Here is a 17,615-nt window from a genome sequence, read left to right as displayed (position 1 = left end):
GGCGGGAAGTTGGTCATTGACACGGTGGTGAAGCTGAACCGGCAGGCCGGGGGCACGTAGTGGCGGGTTGCCTGAACGGCGGACGAGTGCCGTACCCCCGTCGTAGGCTTTTGGATGACCCACGGAACTGACAATCCATTGTGCTCGTCGTCGCTTCGTGTGGGTGTGCTGCGCTTCCGTCACGCAGGGCGTCAACGCACCAGATTTGGGGGTACACATGGCACTGATAAAGACACTCGTGTGTCTGGCAAATTCCCGCAAGCTTTCGGGTCGGTGTGTGGCAGGCATGGTTGACGACGGCTCAGGAGAGTGGGTACGCCCGGTCAGCGCCCGCCCGAACCGCGAAGTCTCCGCTCGCGAAAGACAGTACGAAGACAGAACGGACCCGAGTGTCCTCGATATTGTCTTGGTGCCGCTTCTCCGGCCGCAGCCGCACGACTTCCAGAGTGAGAACTGGCTCCTTGACCCCGATTACTACTGGGAGAAGACCGGCAGGGTTGAGTGGATTGGATTACTGAGGCTGGAACAGTGTCCCAGCGCTCTGTGGATCAACGGGTCCAGCACCTACCACGGCAGCAATGATCGCGTCCCGACTGAAGAAGCAGTTACTCTGCCGGACTCGCTCAAGCTGATACGCGTCACCGACCTGACGTTACAAGTGCACGTCCCTGGGGCGATGTTCGGAGATCAGAGGCTGGTCCTGCGTGCCTGCTTCTCTTATGCAGGGCATGTATATATACTACGGGTGACCGATCCCAAGTATGAGCTGGAATATCTGGGCAAGCCGGAAGGGACCTACGAACTGGGTGAATCCTTCCTTACGGTAAGTCTCGGTGAACCATATGAAGGCTACGTCTACAAATTAGTGGCAGCCATTATCGAACGAGTAAAGATCCAAGCGGGCAGCAGGCGATGACACCTAATACAGTATTCACTGTCGGCCACTCCACGCACAGCATCTCAGATTTCCTGAGCCTGCTGCAGAAGCATGGGATCACGGCGGTCGCCGATGTGCGGTCGATGCCCGTCAGTCGATTCACGCCCCAGTTCAACCGATACGCCGTGGAGCGTAGCCTGTCCGACGTCAATATCAAGTACGTCTTCCTGGGAAAGGAGTTGGGTGCGCGCACCGAAGACCTCACCTGCTATGTCGACGGACGAGTGCGGTACGACCTTCTTGCCCAGACCTCGGATTTCGTCAGCGGCATCAAACGCCTGCGGAATGGTTTGCAGAGCGAGCGGATCGCCGTCATGTGCGCCGAACAAGAACCACTCGACTGCCATCGTTGCGTGCTCGTCGCGCGAGTCCTCGAAGGGTACGGGATCACCGTCGAACACATTCATGGCGACGGGCACGTCGAGGACCATGCCTCGGCAATGCGACGCCTGATGGTCAATTTCGGGCTGGATCAGGAAGATCTGTTCCGGACCTCGGCCGAGCGCCTCCAAGAAGCCCTCGACCGTCAGGAACAACGGATTGCGTATGTCAATGAGGAACTTCGCATCGACGGGATGCCGGGAAGGTGAAACTCTACACCATCGGGTTCACGAAGAAGTCCGCCGAGAAGTTCTTCGGGCTATTGCGCGAAGCTGGAGTGACAGCACTGGTCGATGTTCGACTCAATAACGTCTCGCAACTGTCCGGTTTCGCCAAGCGTGATGATCTGAGGTACTTCCTGGGTGAGATCTGCGGTGCGCAGTACAGCCATCGTACCGAGCTGGCCCCGACCCAGGACATGCTCGACGCCTACAAGAAGCAGGGTGTCGGCTGGGCGGCCTACGAAGAACGTTTCCTCGAATTGATAAAGGTTCGTCAGATTGAGAACTCCGTCCGGCGGGAAACGCTTGACAACGCAGTCCTGCTCTGCAGTGAGGACAATGCGCAGCATTGCCACCGCCGACTGGTCGCGGAATATCTCGCACAGCAGTGGGATGACGTCACGATTGAGCACCTGGTGTGAGCGGCGGCGCTGCGGTCAAGAGCCGTCCCACAACCACAGTCGCCTGAGTCGGCGCTGCCGGAGCCGTTCACTGTAGGCCGCCAGCCCGAAGATAAAGCCCATCCCCAGTCCGCTCACTCCCGCGAAGACCAGATTGTTGGGGCCGTCGCCGAGGGACGTCGGCCGAGAAGAGCAACGAGATCACCTGCTTCCAGCCGCTGCTGAGCACTGCGGCCGAGCTCGCCGGCGTCGTGGTCACCAGCAACGCGATGCACACCCAGCATGAGCACGCCGACTACTTCCCGGGCCGCGGTGCGCACTACATCGTGATCGTCAAGGGCAACCAGAAGAAGCTCCGCAGGCAGCTCAAGTCCCTGCCGCGGAAGGCGAGACTTAGTCAAGTGATGGTCACTTGTTGGCGACCTCGCTCAGCGGAACGAGGTCACGCCCGGCCAACGCCCCATGGAACGCGGAGCCGACGTGATTGTGCCCGTATCCGATCACTGCCACGTGGAAGTAATCCCGTACGCCCTCCTCTTTGGCGCACTTGACAGAGAGCTCGGTCAGCAGCCGGTTGATTGCGTCGGACACGACCTCGGCCCGCTGTTGGGCGACCTCACCACTGCCCATGGGGTTCGCTCATCGAGGCGGACTGGTCGACGAGGAAGATGAAGCAGCCCGGGTTGATCCGGCCAATCTCTGCGGTGTACGGCACCTGCCGCCCCCTGGTTCATCTGCGCAGACAAGCGGGAGGCCAGCGAACGTCAACCGCCCGCCCCAAGGGGATCACCATATCGAATGACCAGTATTTCCACAGGTGCTTCACGGGCTTCTTCGGGTCAGTACCCGTTTCACAGGTTGTCGTTGGTGAGTCCGAGGAACTCGATGGCGCTTCCACACGATCTGGCACGTCCGTCGACGGCCCAACCGTGGACGCAGAGACGGGTCTGTTGAAGAAAGGGGGTCTCCGGACCTGCACGGCTTCGAGACGTCGAATGGCTCCGCCCCCCTCACAGCCCTTGACACATCCTGTCGGCGCACCTGTCGGACATGCCCAAGCGCCCACGGCCGTGCAGGGGGTGTTTCGTCATGTCCGGGGTCAAGTCGCCCTCAACTGATCACAAGTCCAACGCAGTAGAGCTACGCTTCCGCCACATATCACGCCCCGGGGGGATCTCCATGTCGCCAAGCCGCACCCGCGGTTCGTCCTGCCAGTCTGTCGTCATCCGGCTCTTGTGGGCCGTCCTCGTTCCGCTCGTGATCCTCCTCCAACTGGTCCAGCACGTCCCGGCCCTCGGTATCCCGCTGCTCCTGGCCGCGTTCGCCGCTGGCGGCATCTACCTGGTGCGCAACGCCCGCAAGGCGGAGCAGCGCCGCCTCGAGGCCGCGCGTCTCGCGCAGATCCGCGAGGTGCAGTCACGGGAGATCGCTCGCTACCACACCCTCGGACCCACTGAGTTCGAGCACGCCGTCGCCTACCTGTGCCAGCGGGACGGCTGCACGGACGTCAAGGTGATCGGCGGAGCCGGAGACCTGGGGGCCGACGTCATCGCCACCGCCCCCACCGGGTACCGGCTCGTCATCCAGTGCAAGCGGTACGGGCCCACTCATAAGGTCGGCTCCCCGGAGATGCAACGGTTCGGCGGCACCTGCTACTCCGTGCACCGGGCCCACATCCCCGTGATGGTCACCACGAGCGCATTCACCGCGCAGGCCGCCAACTACGCCACCGTTCAGGGCATCCGCCTCTACGACGAGCACGCCCTTGCCGGGTGGGCGTCCCAGACCGGCCCGGCCCCATGGCACCAGGTCAGCGCGCCGGCCGCGTAGCCACTCCACGGCCGCAGGACAGCCCGGGAGGGCGCTTGTGCGTTGGGCGGAGACAACTGCTTTGTAAGTTCAATCCGAGCCTGCTTCGGCTGCTGCCGTTGCCTGATGCAGCGGCCGGAAAGAGACGCTGGTGTATGCCTCCGTCCGGCGTCGTTGAGGGGGTCTGATGCAGGTCCGGGTGACAGGTTCGGTCACGCGGCTTGGAGGGCCTGGCGTGGTCATGACAGTCTCGAATTCGATGGGGGTCAGCCAGCCGAGTGAGGCTTGTCTGTGGCGTCGGTGGTAGGTCCGCTCGATCCAGGTCACGATCGCGGTCCGGAGTTCTTCGCGGGTGGCCCAGGTCCGGCGGTCGAGGACGTTCTTCTGCAGCAGGCTGAAGAAGGACTCCATGGCCGTGTTGTCGCCGACAGCTCCGACCCTCCCTATCGATATCGATCCGGCCATCCGGTGGCGGTCGAGCGCCCGGACGAACTTCCGGGAGCGAAACTGCTTGAACTCAACCGGTCGTTGCAACACCGGCTTGTTGGAGCAAGAGTAGCTGCTCGTTGAATGCCTCGGCCGGGGTCCTCCAACCAAGTGTTTTGCGGGGTCTGGTGTTCAGCGCGTGAGCAACGGCTTCGATTTCTTCGGCGGACCAGCGCGAGAGGTCGGTGCCTTTCGGGAAGTACTGGCGCAGGAGTCCGTTGGTGTTCTCGTTCGTGCCTCGCTGCCATGGGCTGTGCGGATCGGCGAAGAACACGGGGATACCGGTCTCGACCCTGAACTGCGTGTGCGCCGACATTTCCTTGCCGCGGTCCCATGTCAGCGACCGCGTCAGCTGCTCGGGGAGCATCGACATCGTGTTGGTGAGTGCTTTCTTCATGGAGATCGCTCCGTAGCCGGCCAGTGCGGGGCCGTTCTTCGTTCGAGGGATCGTGCCGTATCCTTCTTCGCGGGGCAGATGAACCAGCATGGTGAACCGGGTCGACCTCTCGACAACAGTGCCGATCGCCGAACGCTCCAGCCTGATGATCAAATCCCCTTCCCAGTGGCCGGGGACAGCGCGGTCCTCGGCCTCGGCGGGCCTCTCGCTGATCAACGCTTCTGGTGTGACGTGCGCCCAGGTCTTCCGCCGTGAACGCGCCCGTGGCGCACGCAGAGCGCGGCCGGTCCGAAGACACAGGATGAGCTCACGTTTCAGCGCCCCGCGGCCCTGAATGTAGAGGGCCTGGTAGATCGCCTCGTGACTGATGCGCATGGATTCATCATCCGGGAAATCCATCTTGATCCGGTTCGCGATCTGCTCTGGACTCCACGCCTGAACCCACGCACGGTCCTTGCGATGCGGCTTGTTCCGGCCCGTCCACGAGCCCGTCACCGGTCCCGCGATCGGCATGCCGCCAGATGTGCTGATCTGGCCGGACAGCCTCTCCTGGACGTAGGCGTGCAACCTCGGATTGGCGACCAACTTCGCTGGCTTCGGACGCCGGGCCGCCATATCTGCTTTCCACTGCGCCACCGACGCCCGGTAGTCGAGCTTCCCACTTCTTGTGGCGGCGTTGCGTCGCAGCTCGCGGGAGATGGTGCCTGGATTACGACTGACGTCTCGGGCGATCTCGCGTACTCCCTTGCCCTGGGCCCTGAGCAGCGCGATCTCCTCTCGCTCGGAAAACGACAGGTACCTGCCCGAGGGCGGCTTCGAATCGAACGGTCGCATGCCGCCACACTGGCGGTACCAGCGCGTCGCAACCGCCGGCGCCACGCCGATGATGGCCGCGGCCTCCTCAGCGAGAAGGCCCTTGGCGATCTCCGTCCAGAACGCCGCCTCGACATGACGCTGATACTTCGGATGCCCAGGAGACCTCAGCTTCGGACGCAGCGCCCGGTCCGCTGCCTGCTGACGACGCACCATCCAACACCTCCATGCGTACGAGGTGTTGCGACGACCAGTTGAATCCGCCCTGCGATCCGCGATCGCTGTGCAGAATGCACCCGTCGACGTCTCCACGCCGTGCCACGGCGTTGTCCAGGGCGGCCACGGCCAGGCGGGACTTCATCCGCTCGTCGATGGAATAGCCCACGATCCTGTTGCTGAAGGCGTCCTTGATCGCGCAGAGACAGAGCTTGCCTTCGCCGGTGGCCTGCTCGGTGATGTCGGCGAGCCACGGCCGGTTCGCACAGGTCGCGGTGAAGTCACGGCGGACCAGGTCGTCGTGCACGGGCAGGCCGGCCTTCCTGCCCTTGCCGCGCTTCTTGCCGAACACGCTCCACCAGTGGTTGTCCCGGCAGATCCGCCATGCGGTCCGGTCCGCCATCACGGCCCCGGCACCACGCCCTTCGTCAGCCAGGAAGCGGTAGCCGAACTCAGGGTCGTCACGGTGCGCCTCGAACAGCGCGTTCGCGCGATGCGCCTCCACCTGACCCGGGGCGGTTCAGTCATGACCACGAACAGCCCGCCAACGTGACGAGCCGCTGGCCCTTTCCGGAGTGCACCAACTCGCCGCTTGCCCACGTCGCCCTGTCGACGGGCCCTGATCGCCAGCGTGGTCTGCGTCTCGCTCAGCTCAAGAGGCCGCTGCGGTTCAGCGAGTTCATGAGTTCGGTGCGCGCCTCAAGGAAGGCGTCACGAGCCCCGGACAGGTCGGCCAACGTCTGCTGGTACCGCTCAGGGTCAGAGCGCTTCCACTCCGGGGGGACCTCTACGTAGGCCGGGGGGCTGGAGCCGTTATCGGGGTCGTGCATGCTGTCGAGTTCGTTGATCAGTCGGCGGAGGCTGTCCATGAACGTAGCGTGCGCGTCCACCAGTTCATGATCGAGGAATTTGATGTCGTTGTCGGCGATGAGGGCATCCCAGGCCGTGTCGATCGCTCGCGTGACATCCGCCCTGACCCGGCGCATTGGTAGCCGACCCTGGAGCATGCGGAGCCAGGGCGCGTCGAAGGGCATCGCAGCGAGGATCCGCTGCGCCTTGGACCGGTCCGCGGTGTTCCCGTGCAGTGCAACGGATTCCTCGGCCGCCCGATGCACGCCGCTGTCGTCGGCAGCCGGGGCTCCGATGGCCATCCATCCTGCGGATAGACGGCGGTGGGCCTCCTGGCGGCTCCAGAACACAGTCTGGTCTCCACGTCGCACAGGGACGGCGAGACCTGTGACCGACTGCGAGTCCTTCTTGGTAGGCGGCGGAATCACGAACGGGCGCGCGCTGGCGGGCTGAGCTGGGATGTCAATGCTCAACACTCCCTTGCCATCCCCGCACTCGACCCATCTCAGCTCCAGGCCCTCGATGTGCGGGTAGACCCGCTCGTCGATCAACTTGCGGTACGTCTCCGTGTCGACCAGCTTCCGTGGCACTGCGTTGACTTCCGAGACGGTCTCCACTCCGTTGGCCTTGGTCGCCTTGAAGCCGATGATGAGCAGCCCACCGGTCGCGGTGTTGGCAAAGCCGGCGACGTCCTTGACGAGCTCTTCCTTGTGGTGGGGTTCTGTGTCGACCATGTAGGGCGCAGACTTCACGTCCATCCATCCGCACTCTTCGAGGCCTATCAGCGCTGCAAGGTTTCCGGCGCTGAGCGCCGTACGTACGTCTTCGATGTTCACGGAGCCAGCATGGACGGCGCTGTGAGCGGCGTAAACACTGGGCTCAGCGGCCCCTCCCGAGCGTATGTCGGAGGTACCCCATCAGGGGTTCAAGATCATTCCGTGGCGGGTTTCTGGCACATCGGTGATATTCCTATGTCGCTGAGTACGTCTACGCCGCTGGACGGGACAGGAATGCCGCCTGAGGCGGCGCGTTGTCAAGCGCCCCGAGACGGATCTGGCGAGCCTTCCGGCCACCGCGGTCCCGCTGGTCGCCCGCACCTCGGTTTGCCACACCGGCCCTTGCTCCGAACACCGGGCCCCAACAGTCGCGCCGTCTCGCTTGGCGCCTGCTGGCAGCGGGGGCTTCGACGGAGACCAGGAACTGCCCGCCGTCCGTGCTCAACTGGGCGACGGCTCGTCCACCCGCCCGGCAGTCGGCCGGGCCGTCCGAGTCGCTTGTCTGACTATGCCGCTGCGGATCCGGATGGCGGACCATCGTCCACCAGTAGTTCCGTGGCATGACCGGCGCTCCTTACCGCGTGGTCCGGGAGAAAGCGGCTGGCCTTCCCGCTCCACGTGATCACCAGCTCGTCGCGGGCCCGCGTGGCCGCCACGAAGAGCAACGAGCGGGAGCGCTGTTCCTCCTGCCGGTAGCGTTCGGTCTGGTCGTACCGGTAAGTCTCGATTCTCTGATGCGGAACGAGTCCCTCGCTCACCCCGGCGAGAAAAACCCGCTGGAACTCCAAGCCCTTGAAGCCGTGCAGTGTGCCGATGCGCACGGCGTCAACTCCTGTCGGGATGTCCCGGCCGATCTCGCAGGCGCGGATGCCGTACCGCTCGTCGGCGAGCGTGACGGCCAACTGCGTGACAGCGTCACGCGACGGGACGCCGACCGCCATCGCCGCGTAGGGCGTTCCATGACGGTCGTGACGTTCTCTGAGCAGTGTGGCGATGGCCCGCATCTCGGTCTGCCAGTCGGGGGCACGCCAGTACTGCGGTGCCAGTCCGGTGAGCACGGACCGGTAGCCGTCGAGGGTGTCCCGGCCGTCGTCGAGGTCGTCGAACCGCTCGCCGCTCATCAGTCCCTGCGCGCTGCCCAGGATCTCGCGTGTGGTCCGGTAGTTGAGGGTCAGCCGACGTGACGCCCGTCCGGGCGTGCTGATGCCCAGCCGCCCCAGCACCACCTGGTGGGCGTAGATGCGCTGGTGGGCGTCGCCGACCAGGAAGATGTCGTCCGGGCCGGGCGTCACCATCGCGCGCAGCATGCGCCAGTGGGAGGCGGACAGGTCCTGCGCCTCGTCCACGACCACGTGCCGGTAGCGGGGCTTGAGCCACATGCCGCTCCCGGCCTCGCGGTGGATCAGGTCGAGGCCACCGTGTTCGGCCTTGTAGCGGGCCTGCGCGGTCACCTTGGCCATCCGCCGACCCTCCGCACGGGCGGCCTCGTCGGCGATGAGCGCGTGCGTGGTGCGGTGCTCCCGGTCCAGATGCGCCCGGTAGCGCTGGACCAGCTCCCACACCTGGCGGCGCTGCGGACGCTGGAGGACGCCCCTGCCCCTGCGTTCGGCCCGGAAGTACATGTGGTCGGTGCCGCAGCCCTGGGCGAGGATCACGTGTCTGAACTCCCAGTCCAGGAACTCCGCGTCGAACGCGTACACCTTGGCCTCGGTGCACACGGGGTGCCAGAGGCTCAGCGCCTGCTCGTCGCTTAGCGGAGGGGGAAGCGGGGAGCCGGGGTGCGTCTCCTGGACGACCTCACGGGCGAGTTGGTCGATCGACTTCACGTCGACCCGGCGTACCAGCTCGTCCCCGCCGAGCCGGTGCAGCCTGTCCCGCAGGTCCTTGGCGAGGTTGGTGTTGTACGTGGTGAGCAGCACCGGTCTCGTCTGCCCCGGCGGGAGCTTCTCCACCAGGTGACGTACCCGGTGCAGCGCCACCACCGTCTTGCCGGTTCCCGGGCCGCCGGTCACCTTGGCCGACCCCTTGAATGAGGTGGTGGCCAGACGGTGTTGCTCGGGGTGGAGGAACAGCCGCCACGCTTCGAACCCGTCGCCGAGTGCGTCGAGCACGGCGGCGTCCTCGGTGCTGACGCGGGACACTGGCCGACGTGCCGCCTTCGCCCAGTCGTGCGGATCCACCCTGTCGTCGGCACGCCATGCCTCGGTGATGTGGGCCCGGACGTCGGCGGGCTCCATTCCGTCGCTCAGGGCGAGCAGGACGTCGCGGGTGAGCCCGGGGAGGTTGTGGCCCAGCAGCGCGTCCAGCTGCGCCCGGTCCGTGATCCGCCGAAGCGCCGGAAGCAGCGCGGCGGACACGCCGAGGCGGAGCAGTTCCGTGTCGTCGTGCTGGGCGAACAGGGGCACCAGCAGCGACCGGGGGGCCGGATGAGTGGTGTCATCGGCCGGCGACGGCTCCCCGTCCTCGATGTCGCCCGTGCCCTTTCGGACCGGAAGCGCGACGACCTCACGGCTGACCACACTCTGGTCCACGAGCTCGACGCCCCCGGAGACCTCGTTGATCTCCACGGTGATCCGGGCGAGTTCGTCGCGGGCCGTGTCCCCGACCCGGACGGCGAGCAGGCTGAAGCGGTTCTCGTCGGTCTCCAGCAGCAGGGCCGTTCCGCGGCTGTCGATCCGCGCGAGGAAGAGCCGGCCGTTGCGACCGGTGTCGCGCAGCGAGGTGAGCAGCAAAGCACGGTTGGAGCGGTCGGCGCGCAGCCTGCGGACGAAGTCGCCGACGGCGTTCTTGTCGCCGGGGGCCAGGCGCTTGATGTCCTCGTTGGCCTGCGGGGTCGGGATGACCTGTGTTCTGACCGGGCTGTTCACGCTCCTCCGCCTCCCTCGTCCCTCACGCCGGGCCGCGTCTCGCGGAGCAGCGCGGCCAGTTCGGTTTCGTCCCAGGCCGCCGCCTGACCGACGCGCCAGCCCGCGGCATGGCACTCGGTCAGGTACCCGGTGTCCTGTGCGTCCTCGGCCAGAACGACGGCGATCCTCGCCGTGGGCCAGGCCAGTTCCAGGGGGCGGGAGACGCCACGTGTGTCCCACCCGGCCTCGGGCGGCGGTACGTCGCCCCGCTCCGCGAGCGTGCGCGCCAGCTTCTCGATGGCCGGGTCGCCCATGTACGACAGCTCCCGCAGCACGAGTTGCCAGGCGGCCGCCCACTCCAGAGCCGTGGGCGTGGTGTCCCCGGCGGGCGCGACCACGCCGGTGCCGGTGCCCCGCTCCTGCCCCGCGCCGGCTCCGGCCGGGACCGCGCCGGCATCGATCAGCCCAGTACCCTTGCGGTCCTCGCGCAGCGCCGTCAGGAGCCCGCCGGCCTGTCCGGCCGTCGCGGCCAGCAGGCCCGCGTCGAAGGCGTCCAGCGCGGTGCGGGCCAGCTGCAGCCCGTCCGCCCGGCCCTCGCCCGACGGATCCAGGAACTGCAGGACGTTGCCCCAGCTCAGCCATGCCTTCCAGCGTCGCCGGTGCGCGGCGCTGTCACCGGCGACCGCCTCCGGACGGTCGTCCAGCACCGCGAGCGCGCTCAGCCCCTGCGGTTTCACCCGGGAGTCCCCGATCAGCAGCAGGGGCAGTCCCGAACCGTCGCGTACCGGATACAGCCGCAGCCCGCTCCCGACGACCGCCGGGCGATCCTCACCGCGCAGTGCGGCCTCCACCCACGGCACCGCTCCCTCGGGTCCGGCGTCGACGACGTCCTCGCGGCGCGCCATGCTCATCAGCCCCGCCACGGCGAGCCGTGCCAGCACCTGCCACCGGCGCGGATCCGGGTCGGCCAGAAACCCCAGCAGCGCGGGGATCGCGCCGGCGAACAGCCGGTCCAGCTCCGCCGGGTCCTGCCGCTGCTGGACCCACCGGGCCCGTGCCTTGCCGCCCGGTGTGCCGTCCCCGTCCACCGGGTACGGCGGCCAGGCACCCCGCGCCTGCGGTCCGGCCAGCGCGGGGGCGAGCGCCCCCGCCGCCTCGTCCGCGTCCGCCCCGCCGGCCCGCCCGGACTGCTCGCGCAGTTCCTTCTCCCAGGCGATGACGTCGTCCCAGGTGATCTGCCACACCAGCATGCCGTCGGCCCGCAGCCGGGCCCGTTTGGCCGCGTCCCCGGCGATCCGGTTGACGGCCTCGGAGGCGTGCCAGCGGTAGCCGTCGAGGTACACGGCGACCGGCATCTGGCGCGGCCCGTCGCCGTCGGTCGACTCCTCGTCCGGGCGCAGCAGCAGGTCCGGGACAGTGCCGTGGGCGTCGAGCGGCTTCTGCGCGACCACCTCCCAGTGGACGGGCGCGCCGTTCCGCCCGCGCAGGGTGAACCGCTTGCCCTGGCGGCCGGTCGGCGTCTCCTCGTGCTCCACCCCTGCACCGTCGGCCGTACTCTCCAGCCACCGGTCCAGGCAGTCGATGAACCGCCGCTCCAGGTCGCTCTGCGCCTGCGCCGCGAACCTTCGGCGATCCACGCCCTCGCCGCGCTCACCGTCTCCGGGCCGCCCGTCCGGTTCCCTGCGGACGCGGCGGACGTCCCAGCGACTGTGCCCGTCCACGCCGAGGACGTCGTCCAGCATCCACAGAGCCTCGCGCCGGTCGAGCAGGGGGTAGTCCCGGTCCGGCGCGTAGCCGAGCAGACACAGGTGGCAGGCGCGCCGCGGTCCCTTCTCGCAGGGGCACTTGCGCAGATATGCCTGGGCTCCGGCCAGCACCGCCCGGAACTCCTCGCCGTCGTGTTCGACGAGACGCTGGAGATAGCCGGTGCCCCCGGGCAGGGAGTCGTACAGCACCAGGTGGTTGCGGGTCAGGCCGGTCGCCCGGTCCGGTTCGCTGGTGGGGGCGGACCGGATGTGGGCGGGGTCGCCGCCGTAGCGCAGGGCCAGGCCGAGGTGGAGGGCGGCGGAGAACGACGCGAGCCGCTCGGGCACGTGCAGGGTCGCGGCGGGCAGCAGGACACGCAGGGCCTCGGTGCGGTGCTCGGCGCACGTGATCACCCGCGTGTCCGCCGCCTCCACGGGCCGGGCCCGCCGTCGGGTGGGGCACCAGGGCCTGTGGTGCGCCAGCTCGGGCCGGGCCGCGATCGACTCGCTCAGCTGCTCCTGCACGGGCGGATGCCCCGGGTCCCGGTCGGTGGCCCCGCCGCACAGCGGGCACACGGTGAACGGGCTGACGGTGACCTCTTGTCCGGCGAAGAACGTGTCCGGATGCCGGCCGGGCCTGGACAGCCCCAGGTTGAAGCGGCGTACGACCGCCTCCCGTACGTGGTCGAAGCCGAAGACGGCGCTCTCGTGCCGCCAGCTCTCCTTGACGGCCGCCGGGTCGACGTCGACCGCCGTCACCGTCGAGTGGTAGCGGCGGCTGCGGGACTCCTGGTCGTCGATGATCCGGGCGTCGTCCCGCCGGTCACGGGAGGTGACCTTGCGCGGCACGATCACTGAGAACCGCGCCGACCGGCCGCCGATGCCGGGGCCGGCGCAGCGCGGGCACGGCGAGGTGTCCGTCTCCGCGTTCCGCCCGGTGCGGACGTGACCGCAATCCGGGCACACCCGCCACACCGCGATCGCCGGCCGGCTCTCCTCCCCGTCCCCGGTCTGCTCGCCGTTGTTGTGGGGCCGGGCGCCGAGGTCGAATCCGTCGACCTCGTGCCGGTAGCCGAGCACGTAGTAGGAGTTGCCCGGCGCCAGTTCGGTCAGTGCGGCCTCGGCGGGCCGCTGGTACAGGCGGGTCTCGGTGCGCCACCGGGTCCCCGGCTTCCGCTCCGGCTGTGCGCCGCGGGTCCGCCCTGCGAGTTCCCTGTGGGTGAGGACCGCCTCCAGCCGGACGCCGTTCTCCACCAGGGTGTAGTTGGGCAGCAGGCCCCGCTCGACGAGGAACGCCTGCGCGCCGGACTGGGCGAGGAGCTGCAACTGACCGCGTACGGCTCCGGCTTCCCGGCCCAGGGTGCGTTTCTCGCGGGCCTCGTCCTCGACGGTGTCGTGCAGGGCCTCGGCGGCCTCGTCGATCGCGGCGAGCCGGTCCACCAGCTCGGCCCGTTCCGCCTCCCAGGCGGCCTCGGCGTCCCGCAGCCGCCAGGCCAGCCACCGCTCGGGCGAGGGCGCCGTCGCGTCGCCGTCGCCGGACAGTGGCTCCACGTAGCGGCGCAGCTCCTTGTGGGCGTCACGGGACGCCCCCGAGTCGGGTACGCCCTCGATCTCGGGGAACAGCCGCAGGAAGTCGTCCACCAGGTCGGTCCTGCCGACGACGGCCCGCCCGAAGTGGCGCAGCCAGCCCGCGGGCCCGAACAGCGCGGTCGCCCGGTCCGGCAGCGGCAGCACGCCCTCCAGCGTGCCCCGTCCCGCGAGGTCGAGCAGGTACGCGGTGAACTGGCGCCGCAGCAGCTCGGTGGCGGACAGGAAGCAGCCCGGCGGCAGGATGCGCCCGGCGATCAGGTGCCGGGGCTCGGCCAGGTGGTACAGGGAGCGAGGGCTGGTGTCGGCGAGGGACACCAGCAGAGCGTTGCCGGTGGAGCGCCCGGCGCGGCCGGACCGCTGGACGTACGCCGCGGTCGTCGGCGGCAGCGAGGCCAGCAGAACCGCCTCCAACTGGCCGATGTCGATGCCGAGTTCCAGGGTGGGTGTGCAGGAGAGCACATTGGGGTCGGTGTGCCGCACCCCTTCGCGGAAGCCCTTCTCGACCTGTTCTCGTTGCCTGCGGCCCAGTACGCCGGTGTGCTCGGCCGCGACGACGCTGTACGGGTCGGCCTCCCGGTACAGGCGGCGGTAGTAGTCGCCGCGGTAGTCGCGTCCGGCCCGCCCGGCGTCCGCAGCCGGGGGCCGCCGCAGGGCGCCGGCGCAGCCCTTCAGCGGGCACGGCAGCCCCGCCCACACCCCGATCCGCTCCGGGGGCACGGTCTGCGTCCAGCCGCACTCGCGGCACACCAGCGCGGCGTCGGCCGTCTCCTCGTCGGCGAGCGGACGCACCCGGACGTGCCCCGGGGTCAGCCCGTACACCCCGGCCCGGTCCTGGCCACGTCCGGCCCGCTGCTCGCCGGTTCGCCGGTACGCCAGCGCGCCGATGCCTGGTTCGGCGAGCCGGGGCAGCAGCCTGGCCAGGTAGTCACCGGCCAGGGCGCGGTCCAGGTCCAGGCAGCGGGCCGTGAAGTCGGTGTACCAGCTTTCCCTGGTGTCGACCCGTTCGAAGTCCGTCCGGCCGGGCCGGGAGCCGACGAGGACGAACGCGGGCGCCTCGGAGCCCCGCCCGAACGCCTGCATCCCCTCCGGGCGGCCGCCCCACACGCTGTAGCGGTCGCGGCCCTCTTCGCGGATGAAGGTGTCCAGCCACGCGTGTCCTATGCCGCCGCTGACCCTGACGTGTTCCAGCAGTCCGCGCACGAACCCCTCGAAGCGGCGCAGCCGTTCGGGCCCGGCGGCGGGCACTCCGGCCACCGCGCCCGCGTCCGGGCCGCCGTCCTCGGCCTCGGGCCCGCCGTCCTCGGCTTCTGGGCCGTCCGGCGTCCCCTCGTCCGGCGCCTTCCCGTCCGGCGTCTCCGCCAACGGCAACTGCTGCCGCAGAACCTCCTCGTAGAGGGCCTCGGCGGTCTTCGCCGCCGTCTCCGCGTCGGGCAGGTGGACCTCTGCGGCCACGGCCCGGGTGAGTTCCAGGGTCCGTCCGCGCCGCGCGTGCAGCCCGAACTCCAGCAGTGTGTTGAAGGCCAGGCGCTCCCCGACCAGGTTCCACGTGCCCTTCGGCAGCCGCTTGCGGCCAGCCAGCAGCCGCCGTACCCCGTCCACGTCGTGCAGGTCCGGCGGGACGACGGAGGCCAGCAGCTTCTCCTTGTCCACGGACGCCCGGCGCACCAGCGCGGCGATCAGCTCGTTCAGCGGTACGCCGTCCTTCGCGAACTCCGCATTCACCGCCGCCTGTTCGGTCAGCTGCTCGTGCACCAGCGACCGCAGGGAGAACTTCCAGGCCCGGCTGGCGACGAACCCGGCCAGGTGCGCGGCGTCCTGCACCGAGTCGTTGAAGACCAGGGTGCGGCGCCGGTCGTTGCCGTCGGCGTCCCGCGCGGGCAGCTCGCCGCCGGTGAACAGCTGGGTGACCGCCACCGAGGCCAGCGGCGCGACGCCCGCGCCGAGGAACCGGATGCCCTCGGCCTGCCCGCAGGCCGGACAGCGGTCCTGCCGGGCGAACTCGTCGGCGTCCTGGTTCAGGTACCACAGCTTGACGAACACTCCGTTGTCCGGGGCGTCGGCGATCCGCCCGCCCGGCAGCAGCACCTCGTCCGGGTCGACGGGCCGCAGCCGCTCCCCGTTGTCCTCCAGCACGAGCACGCTCGCGTCCCGCCAGGCCGCGTTGCGCCGCCGCGCCCGCGCGAGGGTTCGCCGGGCCTGTTCGGCCGCCTCGGCGGGCGTCGCCGCGATCATCGCCCGTACCCGGGCCTTCCCGGCACCGCCGCCCGCGCTCAGCCGGTAGATGTCCTCGGGCGCGGTCACCAGGACGGACGGGTTGCGCTCGGGGCACACGGCACTCCAGCCGGACCGCCCGCAGTGCCGGCAGTACGCCGACGGCAGCCGGCCAGACCGCCGCACCGAACGCCGCCGCTCCTCCTGCGCGGCCGACGCCACGGCGGAGGCGGCCGCCTGGTCGTCATCCGACCAGGAGAACACCGGCCGGGGCGAGACGAACCGCAGCACGCGTGACAGCGACCGCACCCACAGATGGCTCTCGACCAGCAGCAGGGGCCGCTCCTCCCCGTCCGGCGCGTCCGGATCGCGGGCCTCGGAGACCAGCGCCACGAACCGGGCCAGCGCCTCCACGGCGGTCACCGGGTCCTGCTCCACGGCCAGCCGCCAGGGCGAACTCGCCGGGAACGCGCCCAGCACCTCCTCGAAGGTGAGCGGCCGGTCCACGCCGGTGGCCAGCAGGTCGTGCGTCACCGGGTGCGCGAGAAGCCGCCGCCCCAGTTCCCGGGCGTCGGACGTGTCGCAGCCGAGCACCGTCCGCGCCAGCCGGTCCATCCCGCCGGCAGTGGCCACCGGATCGGGCAGCGCGGCCACCTCGTCGGGCGACGGTGCGGGCAGCGAGGCGTCCAGCGGCTTCAGGAAGACGCTCAGCTCCCGCCGGTCCTCCCCGATGACCGAGTCGTCGGGGAAGTACGTGCCGAACACCCGCGACGCCACGTCCAGCATGGCGCGCGCCCCGCCACCTCCGGAGGCCTGCGGATCGTCGTCCGGTCCGCCCTCGCCGAGCGTCGCCGAGGTCGCCACCGGGCACACCGACCCGAGCGGCCGCCCTTCCTGAGCCGCCCCGGCGACCGCGCCGAGCCGTCGCAGCAGCATCGCCACGTCCGTGCCCTGCGCGCCGTCGTAGGTGTGGAACTCGTCGATCACCACGTACGCGAGGTCCGCGTCCGCCCACAACGGGGCGTCGAGCTGCCGCTGGAGCAGCAGGTCCAGCATCTTGTAGTTGGTGATCAGGATGTCTGGCGGATTGCGGCGTATCTCAGCCCGCTCCACCATCACCCGCCCGTACGGCGAGGCCGCACCGCGCGCGGTCGCCTCGCCGATGTACAGCCCGGCGGTCACCTCGGCGAGCCGCCGGTCCTCCTTCAGCAGCTTCCCTAGCCGCCCCGCCTGGTCCCCGGCGAGCGCGTTCATCGGATACAGCAGCACCGCCTTGACGCCGGCCCGCCCAGCCGCCCGCTCCCGGCGGCAGTGGTCGAGCACGGGCACCAGGAACGACTCGGTCTTCCCGGACCCCGTACCGGTCGTCACCAGCGTGGGCTGCGGCACGTGCCCGCCCTTGGTGGTGAGCCGCGCGAACGCCTCCGCCTGGTGCGCGTACGGCCGGAAACCCTCCCGCCACCAGTCCAGATACCGCTCCCAGCCGCCTGGGGCGGACCGGAACGGCCGCCGGATGCGCAGGTACGGGCCCCGGAAGAGCCCGTCGGCGGGATCGGTGAGGAAGTCGGTGAGCGCCTCCTGCGTGGCAGGTTCGGCCAGTGCGAACGTGGTGGTCAGGTACTCGACCGCCGTGTCGCGCAACGCCTGCGCGGCAAGTGTGGGTCTCATGGCGGTCGCAGCCCCTCCCGTACGGCCAGACACGGGACGCCCGCCGACGGTTCCCCCGGCCCCGTCGCCCCGTACACGATCTCCACCACCTTACGTCCGGCCACTGACAGTGAGGAACGAATCAGCCGGGAGGAACTGGTGGGACGGTCCGCCGGCGACTCTGCCCATGAGTCCGCACACCAAGGCATCGCCTTCTCTTGTGCCGACGAACCACCGTGCCGCCAACCCAGTCACCCGCAGCCACGCCCGCCATACCGACGTCGAGATCC

General features: G+C 69.2%; 10 protein-coding genes and 2 pseudogenes. 5 read left to right on the top strand and 7 right to left on the bottom strand.

Translation table 11 applies throughout. From position 1 onward, the window contains the following. Window positions 1-217 precede the first annotated feature (217 nt). The 4 genes and pseudogenes from ACFYMU_RS05255 to ACFYMU_RS05240 form a co-directional block, all read left to right on the top strand. The gene (locus ACFYMU_RS05255; protein ID WP_388368079.1) at window positions 218-916 is read left to right on the top strand and encodes a hypothetical protein; all 699 of its coding nucleotides are present in this window, start codon (window positions 218-220) and stop codon (window positions 914-916) included. Then, entirely contained in the window at window positions 913-1,527 is a 615-nt protein-coding gene (locus tag ACFYMU_RS05250; RefSeq protein WP_388368076.1) for a DUF488 family protein, read from the top strand. The genes ACFYMU_RS05255 and ACFYMU_RS05250 overlap by 4 nt, the downstream gene beginning before the upstream one ends. After that, window positions 1,524-1,961, top strand: a complete 438-nt coding sequence (locus ACFYMU_RS05245) for a DUF488 family protein (protein WP_388368073.1) — start codon at window positions 1,524-1,526, stop codon at window positions 1,959-1,961. The genes ACFYMU_RS05250 and ACFYMU_RS05245 overlap by 4 nt, the downstream gene beginning before the upstream one ends. Window positions 1,962-2,140: 179 nt before the next feature. Further along, window positions 2,141-2,293: pseudogene (locus ACFYMU_RS05240) on the top strand (ISAs1 family transposase); the annotation flags it as partial. Window positions 2,294-2,348: 55 nt separating this feature from the next. On the opposite strand, the gene ACFYMU_RS05235 reads toward ACFYMU_RS05240, so the two are convergent. Further along, complete coding sequence (locus tag ACFYMU_RS05235; RefSeq protein ID WP_388368070.1) at window positions 2,349-2,570, bottom strand: hypothetical protein; 222 nt, start codon at window positions 2,568-2,570, stop codon at window positions 2,349-2,351. A 549-nt stretch (window positions 2,571-3,119) separates the two neighbouring features. Between ACFYMU_RS05235 and ACFYMU_RS05230 the strand changes: the two genes are divergently transcribed. Next, window positions 3,120-3,770, top strand: coding sequence for a restriction endonuclease (locus ACFYMU_RS05230; protein WP_388368067.1), 651 nt, complete (start codon window positions 3,120-3,122; stop codon window positions 3,768-3,770). Between the two features lie 216 nt (window positions 3,771-3,986). Here the strand turns inward: ACFYMU_RS05230 and ACFYMU_RS05225 are convergent. The 6 genes and pseudogenes from ACFYMU_RS05225 to ACFYMU_RS05200 form a co-directional block, all read right to left on the bottom strand. Further along, window positions 3,987-4,259, bottom strand: a pseudogene (locus ACFYMU_RS05225) (integrase core domain-containing protein); the annotation flags it as partial. Between the two features lie 7 nt (window positions 4,260-4,266). Then, window positions 4,267-5,466 (bottom strand): IS30 family transposase, encoded by a 1,200-nt coding sequence (locus tag ACFYMU_RS05220; protein WP_388369127.1) that lies wholly within the window; start codon window positions 5,464-5,466, stop codon window positions 4,267-4,269. A 67-nt stretch (window positions 5,467-5,533) separates the two neighbouring features. Then, window positions 5,534-6,166 (bottom strand): transposase, encoded by a 633-nt coding sequence (locus tag ACFYMU_RS05215; RefSeq protein WP_388368064.1) that lies wholly within the window; start codon window positions 6,164-6,166, stop codon window positions 5,534-5,536. Window positions 6,167-6,308: 142 nt separating this feature from the next. After that, window positions 6,309-7,346, bottom strand: coding sequence for a helix-turn-helix domain-containing protein (locus ACFYMU_RS05210; RefSeq protein ID WP_388368061.1), 1,038 nt, complete (start codon window positions 7,344-7,346; stop codon window positions 6,309-6,311). A gap of 446 nt (window positions 7,347-7,792) precedes the next feature. Then, on the bottom strand, window positions 7,793-10,153 hold the full coding sequence (locus ACFYMU_RS05205; protein WP_388368058.1) for a UvrD-helicase domain-containing protein: 2,361 nt from the start codon (window positions 10,151-10,153) through the stop codon (window positions 7,793-7,795). Continuing rightward, complete coding sequence (locus ACFYMU_RS05200; RefSeq protein ID WP_388368055.1) at window positions 10,150-17,346, bottom strand: DEAD/DEAH box helicase; 7,197 nt, start codon at window positions 17,344-17,346, stop codon at window positions 10,150-10,152. The genes ACFYMU_RS05205 and ACFYMU_RS05200 overlap by 4 nt, the downstream gene beginning before the upstream one ends. Window positions 17,347-17,615 lie beyond the last annotated feature (269 nt).

Origin of the sequence: Streptomyces sp. NPDC007264 (assembly GCF_042869095.1) — a bacterium.
GTDB lineage: Bacteria > Actinomycetota > Actinomycetes > Streptomycetales > Streptomycetaceae > Streptomyces.
The sequence above is the reverse complement of the archived record's forward strand: the minus strand, read 5'-3'. Positions and strand labels throughout refer to the sequence as shown.

What these genes read in the sequence shown, in the direction of transcription:
- ACFYMU_RS05250 (WP_388368076.1), top strand. Translation starts at nt 913, where the DNA reads ATGACACCTAATACAGTATTCACTGTCGGCCACTCCACGCACAGCATC.
- ACFYMU_RS05255 (WP_388368079.1), top strand. Translation starts at nt 218, where the DNA reads ATGGCACTGATAAAGACACTCGTGTGTCTGGCAAATTCCCGCAAGCTT.
- ACFYMU_RS05235 (WP_388368070.1), bottom strand. Translation starts at nt 2,570, where the DNA reads ATGGGCAGTGGTGAGGTCGCCCAACAGCGGGCCGAGGTCGTGTCCGAC.
- ACFYMU_RS05220 (WP_388369127.1), bottom strand. Translation starts at nt 5,466, where the DNA reads ATGCGACCGTTCGATTCGAAGCCGCCCTCGGGCAGGTACCTGTCGTTT.
- ACFYMU_RS05230 (WP_388368067.1), top strand. Translation starts at nt 3,120, where the DNA reads ATGTCGCCAAGCCGCACCCGCGGTTCGTCCTGCCAGTCTGTCGTCATC.
- ACFYMU_RS05200 (WP_388368055.1), bottom strand. Translation starts at nt 17,346, where the DNA reads ATGAGACCCACACTTGCCGCGCAGGCGTTGCGCGACACGGCGGTCGAG.